The 1,500-nt window shown below is 52.3% G+C and carries 2 protein-coding genes; both read left to right on the forward strand.

Annotation, left to right across the window (positions count from 1 at the left end):
- Window positions 1-275: 275 nt before the first annotated feature.
- Window positions 276-626: an ArsR/SmtB family transcription factor gene (locus RC85_RS25710; protein WP_068267806.1), complete on the forward strand. Its 351-nt coding sequence runs from the start codon at window positions 276-278 to the stop codon at window positions 624-626.
- 106 nt (window positions 627-732) lie between these two features.
- Window positions 733-1,281 (forward strand): rhodanese-like domain-containing protein, encoded by a 549-nt coding sequence (locus RC85_RS25715; protein WP_068267809.1) that lies wholly within the window; start codon window positions 733-735, stop codon window positions 1,279-1,281.
- Window positions 1,282-1,500 lie beyond the last annotated feature (219 nt).

A 1,500-nucleotide genomic window follows, 5' to 3' on the forward strand; every position in this document is an offset into this window, starting at 1 on the left:
TCCATGCGGGGCGAAACGCGCGGGGCGATGCCCACGCGGTTAAACGAACTAACCCGTGTTTTCCGGGACCAAAACTCTTCACGGCGCGGGGCGATGCCCACGCGGCCAAACGAACTAACACAAGTTTTCCGGGACCAAATCTCTTCACGGCGTTGGCCGGTTCCTACTGGCCAATTGCCCGGAAGCCGTAGGGAACCGGCCGACGCTTCGGAATTGCACTATTGTCATCTCGTGACATTGCGATACTATGATGGTTAACCCGTTACGGAATAACCATGCCTGCGACCAAAAAAAAGCCTGCTGCGAAGAAGCCTACCAAGCCGACCGGTTCGGTTGATGATTTCGTCGATGCAGCGGAGTGCCTGAAAACGCTAGCCCATCCTGCGCGGCTGCGGATCGTTCAGTTGTTGCTGCACGGGCGATACACCGTTGGTGAATTGGCCGCGGATTGTGGCATCCCAGATAATGTCGGGTCGGAGCATTTGCGGCTACTGCAACGCTGTGGTTTTCTGACAAGCGAGCGCGAGGGGCGAAGGGTTTACTATCAAGTCGCCGAACCGCACCTGAAAAACTTGATGGCATGCATCGAGTCACGGTTCCTGACAGGTAGCTCGAAGAAGAAGTAATGATGGTGAGTTTTTTTAGCTTGATATATCGTTTTGTTGCGATGCTACGATTTAACCACGTTTTTGACAGTACTCATTTTTCTTAAAAAGTACGGAGCGTCTTGAGATGAAAACCATTGATGTTGGGCAGTTAGCCAAAAATCGCGAACAAGCTACGATCGAACTGATCGACGTCCGTACGCCGGTTGAATTTCGCGAAGTTCACGCCGAAGGTGCCAAGAACGTTCCACTGAATTCGACGGCGTTCAACCAATGGAGCGAACAACACAAGAATTCGGCCGCCGATTCAATTTATGTGATTTGCAAAGGTGGCAATCGATCGGCTCAGGCATGCAAGTCGCTGGTTGCCGCGGGTGTTAGCAATGTGGTCAGCGTCGAAGGCGGGACAACGGCGTGGCAGCAAGCGGGCTTGCCGGTCGTGCGAGGAAAGAAAGCCATGTCTCTGGAACGACAAGTCCGAATCTTGGCCGGTTTTCTAGCGTTGCTTGGCGCGGTTCTGGGCTACTTCGTCCATCCATCTTTCGTCGGGATCTCTGGATTCATCGGCGCTGGCTTGATGTTCGCCGGCATCACTGACACCTGCGGCATGGGAATGATGTTGGCAAAGATGCCCTGGAACCATATCAACAACAAGGGATCCTGTTCGGTTTCGTAAGGATGGAGCGGCATGAAAAGAGGACACGTTCACCGAGAAGTGTCAAAAATAGTCGCCTTTCGCTCCGCGAAAGTAGCGTCCGTGATCGCTGTTTTCGCGGAGAAACTATGAGCGGGCTTGGTTAACGAGAAAAAGTTCGGCACACTCTTTGGGAGTTTGAATAGCTTTACCAACTTCCACAAAAAGGTACCGAACCTATGTCTAATGTTATCATTATTG

Origin of the sequence: Rubripirellula obstinata (genome assembly GCF_001642955.1) — a bacterium.
Taxonomy (GTDB): Bacteria; Planctomycetota; Planctomycetia; order Pirellulales; family Pirellulaceae; genus Rubripirellula; species Rubripirellula obstinata.